22 protein-coding genes are annotated in these 17,278 nt (G+C 40.6%); 9 read left to right on the top strand and 13 right to left on the bottom strand.

Annotated features, from left to right (window positions below; genetic code table 11):
• Positions 1-153: 153 nt before the first annotated feature.
• The 3 genes from NR125_RS23350 to NR125_RS23360 all read left to right on the top strand — a co-directional run bounded on the left by NR125_RS23350 (position 154) and on the right by NR125_RS23360 (position 1,857).
• On the top strand, positions 154-768 hold the full coding sequence (locus tag NR125_RS23350) for a YczE/YyaS/YitT family protein (RefSeq protein WP_009331164.1): 615 nt from the start codon (positions 154-156) through the stop codon (positions 766-768).
• A 109-nt stretch (positions 769-877) separates the two neighbouring features.
• Positions 878-1,096: a hypothetical protein gene (locus tag NR125_RS23355; RefSeq protein ID WP_009331165.1), complete on the top strand. Its 219-nt coding sequence runs from the start codon at positions 878-880 to the stop codon at positions 1,094-1,096.
• A gap of 176 nt (positions 1,097-1,272) precedes the next feature.
• Entirely contained in the window at positions 1,273-1,857 is a 585-nt protein-coding gene (locus NR125_RS23360) for a hypothetical protein (RefSeq protein WP_251174397.1), read from the top strand.
• A gap of 67 nt (positions 1,858-1,924) precedes the next feature.
• On the opposite strand, the gene NR125_RS23365 is transcribed toward NR125_RS23360, so the two are convergent.
• From NR125_RS23365 to NR125_RS23375, 3 genes are all read right to left on the bottom strand, one after another.
• Positions 1,925-3,883: a TRAP transporter permease gene (locus NR125_RS23365; RefSeq protein WP_019381507.1), complete on the bottom strand. Its 1,959-nt coding sequence runs from the start codon at positions 3,881-3,883 to the stop codon at positions 1,925-1,927.
• Positions 3,873-4,403, bottom strand: coding sequence for a DUF1850 domain-containing protein (locus tag NR125_RS23370; RefSeq protein ID WP_009331168.1), 531 nt, complete (start codon positions 4,401-4,403; stop codon positions 3,873-3,875). Before NR125_RS23370 ends, NR125_RS23365 begins: the two co-directional genes overlap by 11 nt.
• Positions 4,404-4,539: 136 nt before the next feature.
• Complete coding sequence (locus NR125_RS23375) at positions 4,540-5,535, bottom strand: TAXI family TRAP transporter solute-binding subunit (RefSeq protein ID WP_256816213.1); 996 nt, start codon at positions 5,533-5,535, stop codon at positions 4,540-4,542.
• A 267-nt stretch (positions 5,536-5,802) separates the two neighbouring features.
• On the opposite strand from NR125_RS23375, the gene NR125_RS23380 reads away from it, so the two are divergent.
• The 4 genes from NR125_RS23380 (at position 5,803) to NR125_RS23395 (ending at position 8,439) form a co-directional block, all read left to right on the top strand.
• Positions 5,803-6,528, top strand: coding sequence for an alpha/beta hydrolase (locus NR125_RS23380; RefSeq protein WP_009331170.1), 726 nt, complete (start codon positions 5,803-5,805; stop codon positions 6,526-6,528).
• A gap of 186 nt (positions 6,529-6,714) precedes the next feature.
• Entirely contained in the window at positions 6,715-7,233 is a 519-nt protein-coding gene (locus tag NR125_RS23385) for a YjcG family protein (RefSeq protein WP_009331171.1), read from the top strand.
• A gap of 6 nt (positions 7,234-7,239) precedes the next feature.
• Entirely contained in the window at positions 7,240-7,662 is a 423-nt protein-coding gene (locus NR125_RS23390) for a GNAT family N-acetyltransferase (protein WP_019381504.1), read from the top strand.
• 102 nt (positions 7,663-7,764) lie between these two features.
• Positions 7,765-8,439: a DUF421 domain-containing protein gene (locus tag NR125_RS23395; protein ID WP_071156863.1), complete on the top strand. Its 675-nt coding sequence runs from the start codon at positions 7,765-7,767 to the stop codon at positions 8,437-8,439.
• Positions 8,440-8,455: 16 nt separating this feature from the next.
• Here NR125_RS23395 and NR125_RS23400 read toward each other — a convergent pair whose 3' ends face one another.
• Positions 8,456-8,740, bottom strand: a complete 285-nt coding sequence (locus NR125_RS23400) for a hypothetical protein (protein ID WP_019381502.1) — start codon at positions 8,738-8,740, stop codon at positions 8,456-8,458.
• 202 nt (positions 8,741-8,942) lie between these two features.
• Here NR125_RS23400 and NR125_RS23405 point away from each other — a divergent pair, with 202 nt between their 5' ends.
• On the top strand, positions 8,943-11,261 hold the full coding sequence (locus NR125_RS23405; protein WP_071156861.1) for a UvrD-helicase domain-containing protein: 2,319 nt from the start codon (positions 8,943-8,945) through the stop codon (positions 11,259-11,261).
• Positions 11,262-11,298: 37 nt separating this feature from the next.
• Here NR125_RS23405 and spoVIF read toward each other — a convergent pair whose 3' ends face one another.
• The 7 genes from spoVIF to NR125_RS23440 all read right to left on the bottom strand — a co-directional run bounded on the left by spoVIF (position 11,299) and on the right by NR125_RS23440 (position 15,014).
• Positions 11,299-11,553: a sporulation-specific transcription regulator SpoVIF gene (gene spoVIF, locus NR125_RS23410; protein ID WP_009331176.1), complete on the bottom strand. Its 255-nt coding sequence runs from the start codon at positions 11,551-11,553 to the stop codon at positions 11,299-11,301.
• Positions 11,554-11,697: 144 nt separating this feature from the next.
• On the bottom strand, positions 11,698-11,811 hold the full coding sequence (locus NR125_RS23415; RefSeq protein WP_019381501.1) for a YjcZ family sporulation protein: 114 nt from the start codon (positions 11,809-11,811) through the stop codon (positions 11,698-11,700).
• 158 nt (positions 11,812-11,969) lie between these two features.
• Positions 11,970-12,326, bottom strand: coding sequence for a stage V sporulation protein AE (spoVAE, locus tag NR125_RS23420; protein ID WP_009331177.1), 357 nt, complete (start codon positions 12,324-12,326; stop codon positions 11,970-11,972).
• 28 nt (positions 12,327-12,354) lie between these two features.
• Positions 12,355-13,368, bottom strand: coding sequence for a stage V sporulation protein AD (gene spoVAD, locus NR125_RS23425; protein ID WP_256816214.1), 1,014 nt, complete (start codon positions 13,366-13,368; stop codon positions 12,355-12,357).
• Complete coding sequence (gene spoVAC, locus NR125_RS23430) at positions 13,368-13,838, bottom strand: stage V sporulation protein AC (protein ID WP_009331179.1); 471 nt, start codon at positions 13,836-13,838, stop codon at positions 13,368-13,370. Before spoVAC ends, spoVAD begins: the two co-directional genes overlap by 1 nt.
• A 15-nt stretch (positions 13,839-13,853) precedes the next feature.
• Positions 13,854-14,324, bottom strand: coding sequence for a YhcN/YlaJ family sporulation lipoprotein (locus tag NR125_RS23435; protein ID WP_009331180.1), 471 nt, complete (start codon positions 14,322-14,324; stop codon positions 13,854-13,856).
• A gap of 336 nt (positions 14,325-14,660) precedes the next feature.
• The gene (locus tag NR125_RS23440) at positions 14,661-15,014 is read right to left on the bottom strand and encodes a DUF1360 domain-containing protein (RefSeq protein WP_071156859.1); all 354 of its coding nucleotides are present in this window, start codon (positions 15,012-15,014) and stop codon (positions 14,661-14,663) included.
• A 131-nt stretch (positions 15,015-15,145) separates the two neighbouring features.
• Between NR125_RS23440 and NR125_RS23445 the strand changes: the two genes are divergently transcribed.
• On the top strand, positions 15,146-15,649 hold the full coding sequence (locus NR125_RS23445; protein ID WP_009331183.1) for a CotY/CotZ family spore coat protein: 504 nt from the start codon (positions 15,146-15,148) through the stop codon (positions 15,647-15,649).
• Positions 15,650-15,714: 65 nt separating this feature from the next.
• Here the strand turns inward: NR125_RS23445 and NR125_RS23450 are convergent, their stop codons facing one another.
• Complete coding sequence (locus NR125_RS23450) at positions 15,715-16,257, bottom strand: CotO family spore coat protein (RefSeq protein WP_071156857.1); 543 nt, start codon at positions 16,255-16,257, stop codon at positions 15,715-15,717.
• A 116-nt stretch (positions 16,258-16,373) separates the two neighbouring features.
• The gene (gene fabI, locus NR125_RS23455; protein WP_019381498.1) at positions 16,374-17,144 is read right to left on the bottom strand and encodes an enoyl-ACP reductase FabI; all 771 of its coding nucleotides are present in this window, start codon (positions 17,142-17,144) and stop codon (positions 16,374-16,376) included.
• Positions 17,145-17,278 lie beyond the last annotated feature (134 nt).

A 17,278-nucleotide genomic window follows, 5' to 3' on the forward strand; every position in this document is an offset into this window, starting at 1 on the left:
AGTTCCCATTTGGGAGCTGTTTTTATGTGTTAGAGTATTAATAAAAGTGCTATTCCCCATACTGGCCTGTTATGAATACTCAATAAGTTTCTTCCTTTTCTTTCCCTTGAGAATTTATTTAATTACGGTAATATTTATTGGGGAGGATACAACATGATTAAACACACAACATTCATTCAAGTAATTGCAGGTTATTTTATTCTTACTCTCGGTGTCTCATTAATTATCTTATCCAATCTCGGTGCAGGTGCCTGGGACACTGTTTATGTTGGCCTTTTTAATAAGTTCGGTCTGACAATCGGAACATGGTCATTTCTGGTAACAGCATCCCTTATATTCTTCAATGCTCTGCTGACCTGGGAAAAGCCCCAGTTTAAATCATTTATTGGAACCATTTTAGCGAGTGTGGGGATCGATTTTTGGATGGAGCTTGTTTTCAGCGGCATCACAGTTACAAGCTTTTCCCTTCAGATCCTTGCCTTCATCACAGGTGTCTCATTTCTGGGCTTCGGGGTATCTATATATATCCGTCCGCAATTATTCAGCGGCCCAATTGATGGATTAATGATCGCAACTGCCAAAAGGCTAAATATCAGCATTAAGACCGCACGTATAATTAATGAATTATTGGCATTGGCCATTGGCCTTATTTTAGGCGGTCCAGTTGGATTAGGCACATTGTTCGTTGCCGTCTTTTTAGGCTATGCCATACAATACGGCACTGTTTTGCTTAATCACTTGAAAAATAAGGGTTTAAAGATTATTTAAAAGACTTCACTTGTGAAGTCTTTTTTTATACGAACAAATTTTCGCATTCTACTTGATAAGGAACACGTGTTCGTGTATAATGTAAATAAAAGTAAGGGGGGATTTCTCTATGAAAGGAATTCTTTATCGAGCTATGGAAGAGAGAAAGCCTGTGGAAATCATTTATCTCTCCAAACGGAATTCATTTACACAAAGAAGAATATTAATAAAAGAACTTCGGGGCAGCACGATTTTAGCCTATTGTTTATATAGAAAACAAATGCGCATTTTCAACTTGAACCATATCATGTCCATTTTGCCCGAAAAGAAAGCTCGCCAGATCAGCTAAAAGGAGCCTTCTTTCAAAATATTTCATTATATTCATCAAAGCCTGTATTTCACATGGAAGTACGGCTTTTTATTATGCTCCTTTCTTTCTCCGATTATCTGGTCCTCATTCGGGTATATACTCTCTAAACGGGATTTGGCCCTTAAATAATTTAAGCTAAAGAAAGGAAGGATTTTATGAAAAGCTACTCATTGATTGCTGCTTTGTTTTCAGCAACCCTTATACTGGCAGGCTGTAATCAGAATGAAGAGCAAATTGTAGAGGATGAAGACAAGAATAATCCTTCTACGGAAGAACAGCGGGCGGAAACAGAGGAAGCTCCGGAAGATAACAAAAAGATCACTGAAGAAGTTGGTTTAGGAGACACACGGGATCTTTTCACAAAGGCTTATGGGGAAAATAAAAATAATGATGAAATTGCCCGCTTCAATGGAGACAGTATGCTGGTAGAGTTTCAAACGCATCGGGCAGTAAATGTTGAGCTGCAATTTGAAGATATGGAAAAAGATATGAGTAATGAAGAGGTTCTTGCTTTTGTCGAAAAACGCATTCCGAAAGATGCTGAAGAGGTTAACAGATTTAAAGAAGATAACAATGAGCGTGAAATCATTGAATATAAAAGCGAACTATTAAAAGAAACCCTCAGTGATGAAGTATATGAAGGAGATGAACCCGGTACATTCTCTGTGTTATTAACCAGCAGCGAAGATGATTATGTTAATGCCACCCTTTCAATCGGCCATAGCGATCAGGGATCCTGACAGGCTATAAGCTGCAGAAGCAAAAAGGAAGGATCTCATCATGTGAGCATCCTTCCTTCTTTAATTATTATGCTGTTTGCGGCTTTGCCTGATCGTCTTTTTTAATGAAGACCTGCAATGCAATCAACAGGATAAAAATAACTAATCCTACTATATCAGTAACCCCTTCAGGGTAGATAAGCAATAGTCCCCCTGCAATTCCCAGCAGTCTTTCAAAAATATTCAATTTACGCAGCCAGTAGCCAATTACCCCAGCGCCGATTGCCATCATACCTGCCAAAGCAGTGAATACTACCCAGATTAAATAATACCAGGTTGTATCAATCATCAATAACTCCGGTGAAAGGACAAACATGTATGGAATAATAAAAGCCCCGATGGCAAGCTTTGATGCTGTTACTCCTGTCTTTATCGGATCTCCGCCGGATACACCAGCAGCCGCAAATGCTGCAAGAGCAACTGGAGGTGTGACATCTGCCACAATACCGAAGTAGAACACAAATAAGTGAGCAGATAAATCAGGTACGCCCAGAAGGATGATTGCTGGGGCAGCTATAGTTGATGTAATAACATAGTTTGCAGTTGTTGGTGATCCCATTCCAAGGATAATCGCTGCAACCATTGTCAGCATCAAAGTCGGGATCAACAGTCCGCCTGAAAGATCAAGGAGGCCATTCGCCATCTTTAATCCAAGACCTGTCTTTACAACTACCCCAACAATAATACCTGCCGCAGCAGTTGCTGCAGCAACGCCCAAAGCCGTGCGTGCACCATCAACTAAAGCATCGATAGCATCTCTGAATCCAATGCGCGTTTCCTTGCTAATCATACTTACTGCAACCGTAATTACAATTGACCAAAGAGCTGCACGTATTACACTCATTCCGCTCATTAGCAGGATGATAACTGCCAAAATCGGCAGCAGCAGATAAATCTTCTTCAATACTTCCTTACGGTTAGGCATCTCTTCATCTTTCAGCCCTCTAAGTCCTACACGTTTTGCTTCGAAGTGAGTCATTATCCAGACCCCGGCAAAATATAGAAGGGCTGGAATAGCAGCTGCCTTGGCAATATCCCAGTATGTAATGCCGCCGCCAATAAACTCAACCATCAGGAATGCAGCAGCACCCATGATTGGAGGCATAATCTGGCCGCCGGTTGATGCAGTCGCTTCAACTGCGCCGGCGAATTCTTTCTTGTAGCCCAGCTTTTTCATCATTGGGATGGTAAAAGAGCCTGAAGTTACTACGTTAGCTACAGAACTACCGCTGATTGTTCCCTGTAGAGCACTTGAGAAAATGGCAACCTTCGCCGGTCCGCCAGTTCTCTTTCCGGCGATGGAAACAGCCAAATCATTAAAATACTGCCCTACACCTGTTTTTACAAGGAATGAACCAAATAACAAGAATAGGAATATAAACGTAGCAGATACGCCTAATGGGGTACCTAGGATTCCCTCAGTCGTAAAGAACATGGTCTGCACCAATCTTTCTAAATCAAGACCGCGGTGCGCCAAAAATGCCGGCATATATGGCCCGAACATAGCATAAGCAAGAAAAATGACGGCAATAATGGTTATTGGAAGTCCAACCGCTCGCCTGGTCGCTTCCAGTACCAGAAGAACTGCAATTAGTCCTACATAAAAATCAATCTCGGTCAGACGGCCAGCCCTCATGACAATTTCATCAATAAAAAGCGGCCAATAAGCTCCTACCGCAATACCCAGTATAGCTAAAATGATATCGTACCAGGCAACTTTATGCTTTCGTCCCCTGTCTTTCTTCCTTGCAGGGAATAACAGAAATATTAGGGCTAAGGCAAAACCTAAATGAATCGAACGCTGCAGCTGGGCTGTAAGCATCCCGAAAACCCCTGTATATAAATGGAACAGTGAAAATGCTAAAAGCCCAAAAAAGACGATCCAGCCTAATACTCCTCCTAATTTCCTTGTACCAGCCTCTGGATCGTATTTTTCCAGCAATTTCTGCTGCTCCTCAAGAGATAATGTTTCCCCTTTATTTTCCAAGGATATTCACTCCTTTCAACACCTCGAATAAGTTTATTTTTTTTGCCTTTATCCGTACCCATGTGCCAGGTTCGATATAATCTGTAAGGACATATTCTTCGCCTTGCAAGATCATTCTGTGATTCGCTCTGACCTTACCCAGCCTTAAGTCAAATGAAGGAAAAAACCTTTTCATATTCTTAATATAATATTTGCCGTCCTTTTGTTCAAATGTTTCTCCATCTGAAGCATTCTCAGGCATGCCGATGGCAAAATCCTCATACATGAGTTCAAACAATTTAATCCTTCCATCCTCGGTTATAGTATAGCTTTCTACAACATCTGTAAGGTGGATGGAATGTGTATACTTTATCTTAAAGGTTCTGTCCTCTTTAATCAGGAAATAAGCAATCACCTTTCCTTTGTTTTGATACTCAAAAACAACTGCCTGCTTAATGGGTATGAAGAACATGATTGCGATGGTTAAGATTACGAGGAGTGCCAGGACCGCTTTTTTATTCCCTGGCTTATTAAAGTTCATGGAACCTCCACCTAAAAAATATTGTCATCTTTTACAATTGATTGCCATTTCAATTAAAAATTAATTGACCGGCGCAATCACCTTAAAAGGTTTTACAGCCGGCCAAATTTCATCATTGGATTATGTTATTGAAAGATTATTCAGCTTTAAAGCCTTTTTCGTCAAAGTACTTTTTAGCACCAGGGTGCAGTTCAATGCCAGTACCTTTGACAGCATTTTCAGCCTTAATCATTTTTCCTTTGGCATGTGTAACTTTGTCAAGGTTCTCAAAGATTGCTTTTGTAACATCGTAAACTACATCGTCTGAAAGGTCATTAGAAACAACAAGCATTGCCTGTACTGCTACTGTTGGCACAGCTTCTGCAAGCTTATATGTTCCAGATGGCACTTCATCCTGTACATAGTAAGGATATTTTTCGATTAATGCATCGATTTTATCCTGTTCAATCGGAACGATCACAACATCTTCAGTTGCAGAAAGTCCTTCAACAGCACCTGTTGGAGTTCCTGCTGTAACGAATGCTGCATCAATATTGCCATCCTGTATTCCGGCAGTTGACTCATCAAAAGAAAGATCCTGCTTTTGAATGTCATCCAATTTGATTCCGTGCACTTCAAGAATCTGTTCTGCATTCGCAGCAGTTCCTGAACCAGGAGCTCCTATTGAAACTTTTTTGCCTTTTAAGTCTTCAACAGATTTAATGCCAGATTTTGCAGTAGTAACGATCTGGATCGTTTCCGGATAAAGCGTGCCGATCGCACTCACATTATCCACTGCTGCACCTTCAAACATTAATTTTCCTTCTTGTGCATATGAAGCAATATCTGTTTGAGAGAAAGCAATCTCAGCATTGCCATCTTTCAGTGTGTTCATGTTCTCTGCAGATGCACCTGAAACTTCAGCATTTGTATCAATGCCTGTAGCATCAGAAATAATCTCAGCGAATGATCCGCCCAGCGGATAGTATGTACCGCCTGTTCCACCAGTCACGATGCTCATGAATTTAGGCTTGTCTGCGCCGCCGCCTTCTCCATCGCCGCCGCCTTCATCTTTTCCGCCGCCGCAGGCTGCTAGAACCATAGAAAGCGCTAACAGCAGAGCTATGGCTAGGAATATACTTCTCTTTTTCATCCTATTTCCCCCTTATAAAGATTAGATTTTATCAATTATATACTAACATAAACCTTATCTGAATTGTCAAATGATCCCTCCTTGCTTTTAAAATTGCTGTTAATTGTCTTTTTGCACGCTGATTCACCCTATCTGTTAATTTTATCCAAAATAAAGCGGCATGACCCATGAATGAGAATGCATGTAAAAAGCAATTCCTATATATATATGATAAAATCACATTGTAAACTCTTACATAACATAACAGAACTATACGGAGGAACAAAAATGATGGATTACCCTAGAGGATCAATACAAGATATTGCAATCGAGAGCAAGGAACTGGGTGAAGAGGTCGAGCTGCTCATTTATTTGCCCGCATCCTTCTCACCTTTATATAAATACACTGTTGTCATAGCCCAGGATGGCAAAGATTACTTCCAGCTTGGCAGAGTCGGGCGCATCGCGGATGAATTACTAAAAGATAAAGAAATTGAAAATATCATCATTGTTGGTGTCCCTTATAAAAACGTCAAAGACAGATGGAAGAAATATCATCCGGACGGCGAACAGCATAATGCTTATATTCGTTTCCTTGCACACGAGCTGGTTCCATATCTTGACCGAGAATTCCCTACTTATCAAATGGGGATGGGACGTGCCCTTATGGGAGACTCACTTGCGGCAACTGTTTCATTAATGGCGGCCCTGCAATACCCTAATACTTTTGGGAGGTTAATTCTTCAATCACCTTATGTTGACACCTCCGTTACAGAGGCAGTGCAGGAATTTACGCAGGCCCACCTTCTTAATATTTATCACGTTATCGGGAAAGGCGAAACATCTGTAAAGACCACAGGGGGTGAAGAGAAAGATTTTCTTACTCCAAATCGGGAGCTTTCCAGTTTATTTAAGCAGAAACAATTCCCTTACTTCTATGATGAATTTGATGGAAATCATACATGGACCTACTGGCAGCCTGATTTAAAAAGGGCGCTAAAGTCTATGTTTTAACTTTGATGTGTAAAAAGACCTATTCATTCGCTATAAAAAGATTATCTTGACATACTGTTTTTTATTATGAAAAAAGGTATAATTATATAATGAATTTAGAAAATTTGCTATAATAGACCAACCAAGTGTTTTTCATTTCATTTTAGCCTGCCAGTTATAAAAAATACTGAACATGGAGGTTGTTGTATGAACACTAATTACGGCATAGTTATTTTCCCGTCAAAAAAATTGCAGGATTTGGCCAATTCTTATAGAAAGCGGTATGATCCGCATTATGCTTTAATTCCTCCGCATGTAACATTAAGATCACGCTTTGAAGCATCTGAAGAAGAAATAAAACAGCTGACGGAAACACTTCATGGAATAGCGAAGAAACACGAGCCATTTCATATAAATGCTACAAAAATCAGCTCTTTCCAGCCTGTCAACAATGTCATTTATTTTAAAATTGAGCCTTCAGCCCAGCTCGAAGAGTTACATATTGAACTGAATGATCATATTAGCGGCGATACACCTGAATATAATTTTGTTCCCCATATTACCATCGGACAAAAACTCTCCAATGATGAACATTCCGATGTATATGGGAGCTTAAGAATGCAGCCTGTTAATCACGAAGAGGTTGTGGATCGTTTTCATCTTCTATATCAGCTGGAAAACGGCTCATGGACCGTTTATGAAACATTCAGGCTAGGAAAGGAATAGTGAAAAGTGGAAGTAAGAATAGTCTCATCTGAACAAGAATTGCACGATGCCTTCTCAGTAAGGAAACAAGTTTTTATCAACGAGCAAAATGTTCCTGAAGAAGAGGAAATCGATCAGTTCGAAGACGAAGCAGTCCATTTTGTACTATATAATAATGGCATGCCTGCAGGTGCCGGAAGATTTCGCACTGTTGACGGCAATGGCAAAGTGGAAAGAATATGCGTTCTGAAGGAGAACCGTCAGAGCGGCTCAGGAAAAGCAATAATGGATAAAATCGAAGAGCATGCTAAGAAACAAGGCTTGCCTGCCTTAAAATTAAATGCCCAGACGCAGGCTATCCCTTTTTATGAAAAGCTCGGCTATCAGGTAATCTCGGAAGAATTCATGGATGCCGGGATTCCCCACCGTACAATGAAAAAAACGATATAGCGGAAAAGCTTCTGCCAGGATGGCAGGAGCTTTTTTGTATGCAATAATTTGGGGCATTCTGCAAACACTATTCCAGATACAGCATTTTAAGGAGTGGTTTGAATGGAATATTTGCATATCGTAAGTGTACTTGTGATAGGATATTTTTTCTTATTTATTATGGCAAAACTCCTGGGCAAAACACAGATCACACAGATTACTCCTTTTGATTTCATCTCGGCCATCGTGTTAGGCGAGCTGGTGGGAAATGCCCTATATGATCAGGAGACTGGAATCCCCGAAATATTCTTTGCTGTTGCAGTATGGGGGATTCTCATTTACACAACAGAAATCCTTACCCAAAAATTTAAACGGGCACGCAAGCTTCTTGAAGGTGAACCCTCTATTGTTATAAAAAAAGGAAAAATCGTCTATGAAGAACTGAAGAAAAATCATCTCGACCTTAATCAGCTCCAGCACCTCCTCCGTTCAAAGGATGTCTTTTCAATCAGGGAATGCGAATATGCCATTCTTGAAACAGATGGAACGGTCAGTGCATTAAAAAAAACACTTTACTCGACCCCAACCATTGGAGATTTAAAACTCCCAATAATTAATATCGAGCTGCCAGTAACTTTAATTTTAGACGGGGAAGTGATTTGGGATAATCTCAAAAGCATCAATTGGGACGAAACAAAGCTTATTAATGAAATTAAAAACAATGGCGCCAATAATGTCAAAGATGTCTTATACGCAGAGTGGAAAAAAGGAGAGGCTTTGCACGTGCAAACGTACTGAGCCTCTCCTTCTTTTCTTATATGCATTCACTAATATAGCGGCCTTTACCCGTCAGCTCTCCGTATGTTTCTTCTGCCTTTTTTCTGGTGCTCCGTGTTTGGTTGTCCGCCCGCTGCTGAGGATTTGATTTGGTTAGCCTTCTTTGAATATTAAGAGGAAGCTCATGACGGAAATCTTTTGAATTGGATTGTGCCGATATTTTGGAAACTGGAACGAAATGAAATGGATCATATTTTGTGCCAATCTCTCTTTCTGCATACTGACTATACTGATATGAAGGTACAGGTAAAATGTAGCCCATGAATGCTCCCCTCTCTATTCTCTATGTATGTAATTATTAAAGGTATACGAAACAATCTTTACTTTTATGTACCCGTTTACATAAAATTATAAACAGAAAAGCACTTTAGAATCCTTTACCGGTTTGTTATGATAAAATTTGTCTTGTTATAAGGATGATAAATAATTTAAACTCGGCAATTTATAAAAATGGGGTATTTTTTATGAAGACAGCAATTTTACATAATAAAGCAGTGAATCTGGAACAATTGAATCGAGAAAGTTTTCAGCATATTTATGAAGAAGGCAAAAAAGGAAAGCTGCATTGCCCTGATTGCGGAGCTTCTGTCCGTTTGTATTTAGGAATTATGGATGAGCCTCATTTTTATCATATTCAGCAAAGCAGCAGGATGTGCAAGGATATAATAATGAAACAAGAATCAGCTAAGATTGAAACTGAAGAATATATAGAAAGAAACGGCTTTAAAGTTCCTGTTTCAAGGCCCATTGCTTCTGCTGCTGTAAAAGAAATCGAATCAGCCTTTAAAAAAGCTCAGCCGGCAAAAAATATCCCCCCTTATATCCAGGAAAGCACTCACAATCCTAGTTTCCCTGATGAATACCTAAAGTCCCTATCACAAGCAGGAGTCTTTTTGGATGAACAGCAGGCAGCGGCTGTCTCACATATTGATGGGCCTCTGCTCGTTCTTGCAGGAGCAGGGAGCGGCAAGACCCGAGTTTTAACAACCAGGACTGCTTTTATGCTCCGCGAGAAAGATATCGATCCTAAATCAATAATGCTCGTTACTTTTACAGCTAAGGCTGCGGCTGAAATGAAGGAGCGCCTTACCCAATATCCCGGAATGGATTCACGAAAAGTCAGGCAAATCGTTTCCGGCACTTTTCACAGCTTGTTTTACCGGATTCTCTCCTTCCACAATCCGGAAAAATGGTCTTCCGGCAAACTCCTTAATAAAGAATGGCAGCGGGAACAGATCATTAAGGAATCCAGCAAAGACTTAAAGCTCGATGAAAAGGAATTTGCCTTTGACCTTGCCCTCCAGCAAATTAGCTATTGGAAAAACTCTCTTACCGTACCTGGGAGGGTTCATCCAAAGAATGATTGGGAGGAACAGACCGCGATTCTTTATGAAAGGTATGAACAAACAAAATTAAGAAGAGAATTATTTGATTTTGATGATATGCTGACGGGCTGCCATGCTCTTTTTCATGAAAAGCCTGAAATTCTTGAACAATATCAAAATCGCTTTCATTATTTTCTGATCGATGAGTTCCAGGATATTAATAATGTTCAATATGAGCTTATGAAAATGCTGTCCGATAAAACAAAGAATGTCTGTGCAGTGGGTGACGATGATCAATCTATTTATGCTTTCAGAGGAAGCGATCCCCAATATCTTTTAGATTTCGAGAAAGATTTCCCTGGTGCTAAAGTTATAACATTGAATCAGAATTACCGCTCTGCTCACGAAATCGTATCAGCAGCGAACCAAATCATTTCTTTAAATAAACATAGACGTGTCAAAAGCATGAATGCCCAATTTTCTGGCGGGCAGCACCCTTTCCTCTTTTTTCCTTTTGATGAGGAAGAAGAAGCAACGATGATTATGACTGATATTCAGGAAAAAATTGAAGAAGGATATGAGCCGCGGGATTTTGCAGTATTATTCCGCACCCATACTGGCAGCAGGGCCATTTTTGAAAGGCTGGCCAATTCCAGCCTTCCGTTTAAATTGGATCAGGATGCCGAATCATTTTATGATCGGTTTATTGTTCGGAGCATGCTTGCTTTTCTAAAGTTATCATTAAATGAGGATGACCAGAATGCCTTGAAAGATATGCTCCCTTCTCTATTTGTTAAACAATCAGTCCTTCAGGATATTAAGGCAGAAAGCATCTTGCAGGATTGCTCAATGCTGGAGTGCCTAAAGTTTATAAAAACAGGATTTGCTTTTCAGGAAAGCAAGTTAAAAAAAGTGATCCCTGTTACCAGATCAATCTCAGGACTTAGTCCCATCACTGCAATTGAAACTGTTGAAAAAGAACTGGGCTTCCAGGACTTTATAAAAAAACGCGGCAATGAAGGCAATAAAATGGATAAAGGCTCTGATGATATAAAAGATTTGAAGGTCGCTGCGCGCAACTTTCAATCTCTTCATGAGTTTCTGGAGCACACTGAACATATGAGAGCCATGAACAAAGAAATCAAGCGCCTCAGCAGGAATAATGATAATGCCATTACATTAAGCACTATCCACCGTTCAAAGGGGCTTGAATATAATGTGGTATATGTTGCCGGTGCAGTTGAAGGAAACCTCCCGCATGATCATGCACTGGAAGCTTACCGTTCAGGTGAGTCTGCACCGCTGGAGGAAGAACGAAGGTTAATGTACGTTGCCGTTACAAGGGCAAGGAAGGACTTATACATTTCTGTGCCGGAAAAAAGGCGGGGACGGAAGGCATATGCCTCAAGGTTCCTTGCCCCCATTACAAGAAGCGGCAGGAATAAAGGCGGAAAATAAACAGAAGACCTGGCTGCAACCCGGCCAGGTCCTTCTGTTATTTTTTATTCATCATCTGGGAAATTGTATTAAAGTCAAGCTGCTTTCCATCAGCAACAATCGATTTCACAATCTTATCTTCCATATCCTTGGAAACGGGTTTATTAGCAATTTGCGAAACTCTTTTGATTACATTTCGTACTGTTTTTTCATCTTTAAAATTTGCATTCTGCAATGAGCCGGCCAGTTCCAATACATCCTTCATATTTACGCCTGTTTTCTTTTCAAGGTTTTTAAAAAAGTTGTTATCCATCCTGCTCAATCACGCTCCTTCATTTACTCCTTTATATCTTATGAAGGTGGGCGAAAAACGTGAAATGTATTAAAAATTTATGTACTGATACGCATAAAAGCCAACACAAAACCTGCTGCCGGTTCTGAGTCAGCCTTTGTGTATCTAATTGTAGAAACTTGCGCCGACGATAATGAGTAAAATGAATAGGACGACGATTAGAACAAACGTATTCCCATAGCCCCCGCCATATCCGCAGCCTCCATAGCCATAGCCCATGCCTCTCACCTCACTTGGATTTCTTCCTACAACATATGTGAAAATAAAGCAGGGGTATGGGCAAGCTCCCAAGGCAGGCTTGGCTTATTCAGTCAGATTGAAATAAGAGGCTTGTTTTTAAATAACTTGAAGGCATTCTTGTGTATTTACCATATCATTTACCCTTTTGGCTTGAAAATTAGTGCACCGATAAAACCGAAAATTATCGCAGCTGAAATACCGGAGCTGGTTACTTCGAACATTCCGGTCAATACGCCGACAAGCCCGTGCTGATCAGCTTCCTGAAGGGCTCCATGGACGAGGGAATTGCCAAAGCTTGTTATAGGGATTGTCGCTCCGGCCCCCGCAAAGTCCGCAAGCGGTTCATAAAGGCCAACACCATCAAGAACAGCTCCCAATACAACCAAAAGACTTAATGTATGGCCAGGTGTTAACTTAAAAACATCAAATAATATTTGTCCAAATACGCAAAATAGGCCTCCAATTACAAAAGCCCAAAAAAACATAGGCAGCATACAAATATTCCTCCTTTTAACATCCTCTTTAAGTCATTTCGATTGAAACTGCATGTGCAATACAGGGGATGCTTTCACTCTGCTGGAATGTCAATGGTGATAATAAAGCGCCCGTCGCGACAACAAGGATTCTTCTGTAAGTCCCTTGTTTCATTTGATTCAAAAGGTGTCCGTACAAAACAGCAGCCGAGCACCCTGCGCCGCTTCCTCCAGACTGGACTGGCTGATCATCTTTATAAATCATTAATCCGCAATCTTTAAATTTCTCTCTATCTATGTTCAATCCATTATTTTTGAGCAGTTCATAAGCTGTTTCCTGGCCTATTCTCCCAAGATCCCCTGTGACAATCAGATCGTAATGAGATGGATCCAGCTGCATGTCTTTGAAGTGTGCAGTAATGGTATCTGCTGCTGCCGGCGACATAGCTCCTCCCATATTAAAAGGATCTGTCAGACCCATGTCGATTACTTTGCCGATTGTAGCAGAAGTGGTAACCGGCAAATTCGCACCAGCTGCGTTTGCTGAGACCAGTGCCGCACCTGCACCAGTTACTGTCCACTGTGCTGTTGGAGGCTTTTGGCCTCCGTATTCTGTCGGGTATCTGAATTGTTTTTCAACAGCCGCATTATGGCTGGAAGCTCCTGTCAAAACGTGATCAGCACCACGGTAATTAACAATGAAGGATGCCAGCGCAAGTCCTTCCATTGAAGTTGAACAAGCTCCGAAAACCCCGAAATATGGGATTTGTATCGTTCTTGCACTTAAACTTGAAGGTGTTATCTGATTGATTAAATCCCCGGCAATATAAAATTGTACATCCTCCTTTTGGACATTTGCCTTATTTAAGGCAGTCTGTCCCGCCTCTTCCAAAAGGATCCGATGTGCTTTCTCATAAGAGTCTTCACCCATCCACAAATCATCATGCAGAACATCAAAATCCTCTGACAGATTGCCGTTTGCCTCAAATGGCCCGCCGGAAACACCTGCAGCTGCAATTACCGGACGGTTTTGAAAGACCCAGGATTGTTTTCCCTTTAGCATTAAATAACCCCCCAAATAATTAATAGCGTTTTAATTAGGGCCACGACGAAAGCCGAAAACACACCAAAAAGAATAACCGACCCTGCAAGCTTGAACATGTTTCCCCCTACACCCAGGACAAAGCCTTCCGTTCGATGCTCAATAGCAGCTGAAATTACAGCATTTCCAAATCCCGTTACAGGAACTGCACTGCCTGCTCCGCCGAACTGGCCCAAACGGTCATAAACGCCAAAACCTGTCAGCAGCATGGAGATAAAGATCATGGTAGCAACAGTTGGATTTCCGGCTGTCTGTTCGGTAAAGTTAAAAAAGTAGATATAAAAATAAGTTATTGCCTGTCCAACAACACAGATGAGACCTCCCACCCAGAAAGCACGAATGCAATTTTTCAGGACTGGGCGCTTCAGCTCATGCTTTTGCTCAAGCTTCTCATATTGCTGCTGTTCCGGTGTTTTTGTTTTTTTACTCATGCCGCTGCTCCCTTCCTATGTCATTTCATTTTTAAGCTTTATGATTTTATCAAGTTTCTTTTTAGCCTTTTTGTCTGTAAAATTGGGATCTTTCATTTTTTCCTGGAGCTCTACTGCCTCAATAAAGATTTTATAATCGCTTGAAACAATGAAGTTCTCATCAGGGTATTTCTCCTCAAGCATTTTTGTCATTTTCTTTTCAATTTTTTTCATGTGGAATCGCTGCAAATGCTTCACTTTGTAAGCAACTAGAGTATCCCCATTGCTCTTTACCACTGCAACATCATAAAGTTCTTTCATTTTTTCGACGTCATGTTCAATGTTTTCAACTAAATCCAAATTTCCCTTTGTATTTTTATCAATTAATACAGCAGGGGGATTAGTCGTTTTGAGCAGCGCAAGGTCGCTCTCTGTCACCTTTCCATCTCCGCTGCAGCCTGATAATAAGATCAGTGAAAATGCAATAAACGATAAAAGTTTTTTCATAATAGTCCCTTCCTATGTAGAATCTTTAATTATATTGTCCTCGAATAGTTTTGGATTTATGAATATTACTTCCCATCCTATTTTTCCCAGAAGAAAACAATAAAAAAAAGCCGGGACCTCCGGCTATTGAGCTTTCTTCGTTTTTTTTCCGCAGCCGCACCCCTTTTTCTTTTTCTTGCTGACCGGCTGTGTTTTTTCCGCGTGCTGATCCTTATGATTCTTTAACATCATTGAGGCCCTCCATTAACAATAATTTTCCTCTTTTTAATTTATGCTGAGCCTCAAAGCTTGTGTAAAACAAACGCCCACATGCTGGAACAAATAGCTATAAGCAAATTAATTAATTAATTTTTGCACCAGAGATTCTATAATAGCTGCAAGTCCGGCAACTGCTAAAATCAGCAGCACCGGAGCTGCCAATGATGCATAGAAGTAATATAACAAATATAAAAAAACCGCACTCCACACACCAGTACACCAGTAACAGCTTAAAAGTTCTCCCAAGAAACCTCGCAATTTTCCATCTTTCACAACCAAAAAAACTTCAATTTCGCCGTTTTCATCCTTTTCTTCAACCTCTTCCAAAAAAGGCTTGCGCAAAAACTCGGTAATTTTATCAAATACAATCAGTCTGGTCAGCCTGAAGCTTGCAAGAGCAAAAATCAGCAGTTCCATAGGTGTTATGTCCATTTTTTTCACCTCCAATGTAAAAAAATAGCCTATTTTTTCAAAAAACAAGGCGTTTGTCCGTAACCCATAGGGCACTTCGGCAATATGTTAGTAGTGTAGACCACAAGAAACAAACAAGGAGGAAAACAAAAATGGGTTGTGGAAAAAAAGACGACTTCAAAGGCAAAAGCTGTGTATGTGAAGTAGTTCGTGCTATAAAAGATATTCAAGATAACGCAGAAGATGTGTGCGAATGCCCTTCCAACTGTTTCCTGGAGCCGCTTGGAGCGATATCACCTTCAAACAGAAAGCGCCATAAGCGTCCGGATACACGCGTATTCACATTAAAAACTGCGGACGGTTCACCATTCCATGCATTCTTTACAGGAAATGACTGTGCATGTGTTTCGATCTTTTTTAGAGTAGAAGAAGTATTCGATAACTGCTGCGCGGTGCTTCGTGTACTGGAGCCGGTTAACAGAAAAGAAGGCCCTGACAAGACAGTAAACCTTGCAGATGACTGCTGCATCGACTTAAGAAAGGTTTGCGAAGTTGACTACTTCCGCAGTACAAATGACTGTGTTACCGTTGATTTAACATGTTTCTGCGCTGTTCAATGTATTGCAGATGTTGACCTGGATATCTGTGAAGACTAATTAAATGCAGCCAGCCGACCATTCGGCTGGCTATTTTTTTGGCCGATTTCCGCCAGAGTTTAGTTTTACCTTCTTAGTCCAATCATTTTAACTGTATTTAAAGATTGAAGATTTAATTGCTCAATTGTATCATCGAACAACTTAATCTCGATCCATTCTTCATTTTTTGAAACCAGAAATCCTCTTATTGCCTTCTCGCCGGTTTCAAATATACAGGGTATAGGCGGAAGCTGTTTAGGAAAATCAATTAAGTAATCCAGGCGCTCAAGAGTGTCCATTTCCTTAAAGCTTTTTACACGATTGAAAGCCGGCTTTCTTTTTTCCGACGTAAACGCAAAGGATGCACTTTCTTTTTTCTCTTCCCTGCCTGCTTGGAATTCTTCAATAGCTTCCTTCACCTTTATTTCGGTCATATTTTCGTTTTTTTCTTCGGGCATCGCCTGTTCATTTATTTTGTCTGCGGGTTCCGGTACACTTTCTTTTTGTTCCAGTTTACGATCCAGCTCTGCTTTTCTGCTGGAGTAGACTGTTTGCATCCTGGTTTCTGGAAATTGAAAACTCGGCTGCTGTATATAAAATAATGGTTCCTTCACTTTTTTCTCAGCCATTTTTTGCCCACCTCCGCTAATCTTATTGTTCGTCGTATTATATGTATGCAGAAGATGGGCTTTCGTTTCTGATGGAAATAAAAAAAGCCCGCTCACATTGGAGCAGGCAATTTCTATTACAGAATATGATAACCGGAATCTACGTGAATATTTTCACCCGTTATTCCTCGGGACAGGCTGCTGAATAAGAATAAAGCTGTATCCCCTACTTCTTCCGGTGTTGTTGTTTTACGTAGAGGAGCCCGTTCTTCAATTTCTTTCAGGATAGAATTGAACTCGCTGATTCCTTTTGCAGAAAGAGTCCTGATTGGACCTGCTGAAATGGAATTGACCCGAATTCCATCTTTACCGAGGTCGTTTGCCAAATATTTGACACTTGCGTCAAGGGAGGCTTTTGCTACACCCATAACATTATAATTTTTCACAACCTTTTCACCGCCAAGGTATGTGAGAGTCACAATGCTTCCGCCTTCTGTCATTAAGCCTTTTGCTTCCTTGGCAACGGCAGTCAATGAATAAGAGCTGATATTGTGAGCTAAAAGAAACCCGTCTCTTGTGGTGTTCATATATTCTCCCTGAAGTTCTTCTTTATGGGCAAAGGCGATGCAGTGGGCAATTCCATGAATTACACCAGCTTCCTCCTTAATCGTGCCAAAGCATTTCGCGATGTCTTCATCACTTGTTACATCACAAGGAAGAACTAATGAATGTGCATCCTCCAATGATTCAGCCAGTTCACGCACACTTTTCTCAAGTCTTTCTCCCGCATATGTAAAAATTAAACGGGCACCAGCATCATGAAGGGATTTGGCAATTCCCCATGCAATACTTCTTTTATTTGCCACACCCATTACAACGAATGTTTTGCCATTTAGTGAAAGAGTCATTTTAAAATCCTCCTGATTTATTATTACATGTTATTAGTACCTAGTACTAATTGTACATCAATTTACCTGAAAAGAAAAGCCGAAAAAATCCTGCTATTAAAGCAGAACTTTATCGGCAAGAAAGATGCCGGAGA

It is taken from the genome of Cytobacillus sp. Bac17 (assembly GCF_024519925.1).
GTDB classification, from domain to species: domain Bacteria; phylum Bacillota; class Bacilli; order Bacillales; family Cytobacillaceae; genus Cytobacillus; species Cytobacillus pseudoceanisediminis.

Bases quoted from the DNA above. Each gene is read 5' to 3' on its own strand.
- NR125_RS23350 (WP_009331164.1), top strand. From the start codon at position 154: ATGATTAAACACACAACATTCATTCAAGTAATTGCAGGTTATTTTATT.
- NR125_RS23355 (WP_009331165.1), top strand. From the start codon at position 878: ATGAAAGGAATTCTTTATCGAGCTATGGAAGAGAGAAAGCCTGTGGAA.
- NR125_RS23360 (WP_251174397.1), top strand. From the start codon at position 1,273: ATGAAAAGCTACTCATTGATTGCTGCTTTGTTTTCAGCAACCCTTATA.
- NR125_RS23370 (WP_009331168.1), bottom strand. From the start codon at position 4,403: ATGAACTTTAATAAGCCAGGGAATAAAAAAGCGGTCCTGGCACTCCTC.
- NR125_RS23375 (WP_256816213.1), bottom strand. From the start codon at position 5,535: ATGAAAAAGAGAAGTATATTCCTAGCCATAGCTCTGCTGTTAGCGCTT.
- NR125_RS23380 (WP_009331170.1), top strand. From the start codon at position 5,803: ATGATGGATTACCCTAGAGGATCAATACAAGATATTGCAATCGAGAGC.
- NR125_RS23385 (WP_009331171.1), top strand. From the start codon at position 6,715: ATGAACACTAATTACGGCATAGTTATTTTCCCGTCAAAAAAATTGCAG.
- NR125_RS23395 (WP_071156863.1), top strand. From the start codon at position 7,765: ATGGAATATTTGCATATCGTAAGTGTACTTGTGATAGGATATTTTTTC.
- NR125_RS23400 (WP_019381502.1), bottom strand. From the start codon at position 8,740: ATGGGCTACATTTTACCTGTACCTTCATATCAGTATAGTCAGTATGCA.
- NR125_RS23405 (WP_071156861.1), top strand. From the start codon at position 8,943: ATGAAGACAGCAATTTTACATAATAAAGCAGTGAATCTGGAACAATTG.
- spoVIF (WP_009331176.1), bottom strand. From the start codon at position 11,553: ATGGATAACAACTTTTTTAAAAACCTTGAAAAGAAAACAGGCGTAAAT.
- NR125_RS23415 (WP_019381501.1), bottom strand. From the start codon at position 11,811: ATGGGCTATGGCTATGGAGGCTGCGGATATGGCGGGGGCTATGGGAAT.
- spoVAE (WP_009331177.1), bottom strand. From the start codon at position 12,326: ATGCTGCCTATGTTTTTTTGGGCTTTTGTAATTGGAGGCCTATTTTGC.
- spoVAD (WP_256816214.1), bottom strand. From the start codon at position 13,368: ATGCTAAAGGGAAAACAATCCTGGGTCTTTCAAAACCGTCCGGTAATT.
- spoVAC (WP_009331179.1), bottom strand. From the start codon at position 13,838: ATGAGTAAAAAAACAAAAACACCGGAACAGCAGCAATATGAGAAGCTT.
- NR125_RS23435 (WP_009331180.1), bottom strand. From the start codon at position 14,324: ATGAAAAAACTTTTATCGTTTATTGCATTTTCACTGATCTTATTATCA.
- NR125_RS23440 (WP_071156859.1), bottom strand. From the start codon at position 15,014: ATGGACATAACACCTATGGAACTGCTGATTTTTGCTCTTGCAAGCTTC.
- NR125_RS23445 (WP_009331183.1), top strand. From the start codon at position 15,146: ATGGGTTGTGGAAAAAAAGACGACTTCAAAGGCAAAAGCTGTGTATGT.
- NR125_RS23450 (WP_071156857.1), bottom strand. From the start codon at position 16,257: ATGGCTGAGAAAAAAGTGAAGGAACCATTATTTTATATACAGCAGCCG.
- fabI (WP_019381498.1), bottom strand. From the start codon at position 17,144: ATGACTCTTTCACTAAATGGCAAAACATTCGTTGTAATGGGTGTGGCA.